The organism is Desulfosarcina cetonica JCM 12296 (assembly GCF_001311845.1).
Classification (GTDB): domain Bacteria; phylum Desulfobacterota; class Desulfobacteria; order Desulfobacterales; family Desulfosarcinaceae; genus Desulfosarcina; species Desulfosarcina cetonica.
The window spans coordinates 1-3,318 of the sequence record NZ_BBCC01000349.1 but is presented as its reverse complement, the minus strand read 5'-3'; the positions used below and the strand labels follow the sequence as shown (position 1 = coordinate 3,318).

The following is a 3,318-nucleotide window of genomic DNA, read 5'->3' as shown; positions in this document are numbered from 1 at the left end:
GGCCGACGTGGGCATCGAGGCCGACATCCTCGAGTTTTTGCCCGAGTTGACCGAGGCCGTCAAGGAACTGTAATCTATTTGTGAAGTCGTTTGAATCGGCGGATTCCCGGCGTTTGACCGGAATCCGCCGATTGTTTTGATGCCGCCCCAGGATTGCCCGATTCAATGGTCGGGCTTGGGCGGACTTGACACATGTAAGGGGCTTGGCATACACAGAGCCCTTGATAAAAAGTGCCATTGACATTTGACATGCTGCTGACGCGATGAAAAAAACGGACAAACTCAACAACATTCGAAATATCGGGATCATTGCCCACATCGATGCCGGAAAGACGACGGTCACCGAACGGGTGCTGTACTATACCGGCCGTTCGCATAAAATCGGCGAAGTCCATGACGGCGAAGCGGTGATGGACTGGATGGTCGATGAGCAGGAACGGGGCATTACGATCACGTCGGCGGTGACCACCTGTCAGTGGAAGGGTCGGGACATCCAAGTCATCGACACGCCGGGACATGTGGATTTCACCATTGAGGTGGAGCGTTCCCTTAGGGTGCTGGATGGTGCCGTGGGCGTCTTCTGCGCCGTGGGCGGCGTCGAGCCCCAATCGGAAACCGTGTGGCGTCAAGCGGATCGCTACAAGGTTCCCAAGATCGCCTTCGTCAACAAACTCGATCGCATCGGTGCCGACTATTTTGGCGCGATTCAGATGATGCGCGACCGCCTGCATGCCAATCCCCTCATCCTGCAGATTCCCATTGGCTCGGAAGACAGTTTTTCCGGGGTTGTCGACCTGATCGAAATGAAGCAGATTCGTTGGGATGAGGATACCCTGGGGGCCAGCTTCAGCATCGGCGAAATCGATGCCGACTTGAAGGATGACGCCGACATGTACCGCGAGCAGCTTCTCGAGACCCTCGCCGAAACGGACGACGGCATCATGGAAGCCTATCTCGCCGAGGCGCCCATTGCCAACGAAGCCATCGTTGCTGCCATTCGTAGTGCCACCATCGCCATGAAATTGGTGCCGGTCCTGTGCGGCAGCGCGCTCAAGAACAAAGGCGTGCAGCCGCTTCTGGACGCCATTGTGCAATACCTGCCCAGCCCGCTGGATGTGCCGGCGATCAAGGGCGTTCATCCGGAGACCGGCGAGACGATTCTCTGCCACCCGGACGAAAAGGCGCCCCTGGCGGCCTGATTTTCAAGGTGTCCATGATCGAGGGCCGCAAACTCTCCTTCGTGCGGGTTTACTCCGGCCGACTTGAAGCCGGCAGCGATGTTTACAATCCCGGGCGCAACAAGAAAGAGAAGCTGTCGCGTATTCTTAAAATGCACGCCAACAAGCGCGAGCGTGTGGACAGCGTGGGGCCGGGCGCCATCGTCGGTGTGCTGGGACTCAAGGACTCGTCCACCGGCGAGACCCTTTGCCGCCAGGAACATCCGGTGCTGTTGGAGACGATGGATTTCTACGAGCCGGTCATTTCCGTGGCCGTGGAGCCCAAGACGCACAGCGACCAGGAGAAGTTCATGCAGGTGTTGGAGAAATTCATGGCCGAGGACCCGACCCTGCGGGTGCGTGAGGACCCCGATACCGGCCAGGTGATTCTTTCCGGCATGGGCGAATTGCACCTCGAAATTATCACCAGCCGCATGCAGCGGGAGTTCAACACGCAGGTCAACGTGGGCAAACCCCAGGTGGTCTACCGTGAAACCATCGAGACCGTCTCCACGGGTAGCGCCGTTTTCGACAAGGAAGTGGCCGGCAACCGCCATTATGCCGAGGTCACCCTCAAGCTTGAACCGCTTCCGCGGGGAGAGGGCAACCGCTTTGCGTCCCTTTTGGCCGAGGACGCCCTGGCACCGGCACTGGTCAAGGCGGTGGAAAAAGGCGTCATGGAGTCCCTGGAGAGCGGGATCCTCATGGGCTACCCGGTGGTGGATGTCAAGGTAACCCTGACCACGGCCACGGCCCGAGAATCCGGCGGCACCGAACTGGCTTTCACCGTGGCCGCTTCCATGGCCATTCGCGAGGCCCTCGCCCAGGGCGGGGCTTTTCTGCTGGATCCGATCATGGCGGTGGAAGTCATCGTTCCCGAGGACTTCATGGGTGAGGTCATCGGCGATCTCAACGCGCGGGGTGGCAAGATCGAAGCCATCCAACCCAAGCTGGGGGTCCAGATCATCAAGCCACGGTTCCCCTGGCCAAGATGTTCGGTTATTCCACCAGCCTGCGGTCGGCCACCCAGGGCCGGGGGACCTTTTCCATGCAGTTTTCCCGCTTCGATCGCAATTGACGCCGGCCGAATTGGCTTCAAAATGAAAAACCGCTCCCCATGGGGAGCGGTTTTCTTGTTTCTCCGGCGCTATAATACGATATCGAGCGATGGTATTATTGGGCCGGCTTTTTTTATCCTTCTCCGGCTCCAGTTCATCGAGCTGGTGCCGGACCTGTTCCCGCTGGTAATCGCTGGCGGCCAATTTCATGGCCCGGTTGAGATGGAAATCGGCATTTTTGCGGTCCGCCTTCAATTGGTAGAAGCGGCCCAGGTTGTAATGCGCGGCGAACATATCTCCCAGTCGGCCGCTGCTTTCCCCCAGGTAAAAGTAGGCCTGCGTGTAATCATCATGGTAGCGAACCAGATTGCCGAAGGTTTCCCTGGCATCGGCCATCCGGCCCAGCTCCATCTGGCAGCGTCCCAGGTAGAGCTGACCCTCGGGGTATTTTTCGGATTGGCTGGCGGCGAGCGTTTCCAAGGCCTTTTCATATTGGCCGTTGTGGAAGTAGATGACCCCCAGGTCCTGGAGCATGTGGGTGGCCATGGCGTTGCCTTCGATGGCCCGCTGCATATGAACGATGGCATCGGCCCATTTTTCCACCCGGGTCAGCGCCAGGGCGTACCCGTATTGGGCCATGGGGTCGTCGGATTTGGCGGCCACGGCCTTCTGAAAATGGTTGAGGGCGATTTCGCTATCCGTGTATAAGGCCACGATGCGGGTGTGCGCCAGCCGGAACCCGCCGATCGCATGCCGTGGCGGCGCTTTTTTAGGGTGGTTGTGGTGGAGCCAGTTGTCGATATAGCTCATGCGTGCTTCCGAAGCCGGGTGGGTGGTCAGGTAGGTGGGAATCTGATCGGACCCGTACCATTGCTTGCTGCGGATCTTCTGAAGGGAGGTCAACAGCCCTTCGCCGGTGTAGCCCGCCTGGGTCAGGTAATCCAGCCCCAGTTGATCGGCCTGGGTCTCGTCCTCCCGGCTGTAGGCCAATGCCGCCGTCTGACCGGCGGCCACGGATCCCACGGTCAGGGCACTGGCTGCGG

General features: G+C 59.3%; 1 protein-coding gene and 2 pseudogenes. 1 reads left to right on the top strand and 2 read right to left on the bottom strand.

All coding sequences use genetic code 11. The features are described 5' to 3' along the window. Positions 1 to 244 (bottom strand): hypothetical protein (locus JCM12296_RS42970; protein WP_218188426.1); only part of this gene is annotated, 244 nt, incomplete at its 3' end. A gap of 19 nt (positions 245 to 263) precedes the next feature. On the opposite strand from JCM12296_RS42970, the pseudogene fusA reads away from it, so the two are divergent. After that, positions 264 to 2,295 (top strand): annotated as a pseudogene (gene fusA, locus JCM12296_RS51210) (elongation factor G). A gap of 367 nt (positions 2,296 to 2,662) precedes the next feature. On the opposite strand, the pseudogene JCM12296_RS51205 reads toward fusA, so the two are convergent. Further along, a pseudogene (locus JCM12296_RS51205) lies at positions 2,663 to 3,289 on the bottom strand (tetratricopeptide repeat protein); the annotation flags it as partial. Between the last annotated feature and the right edge of the window lie 29 nt (positions 3,290 to 3,318).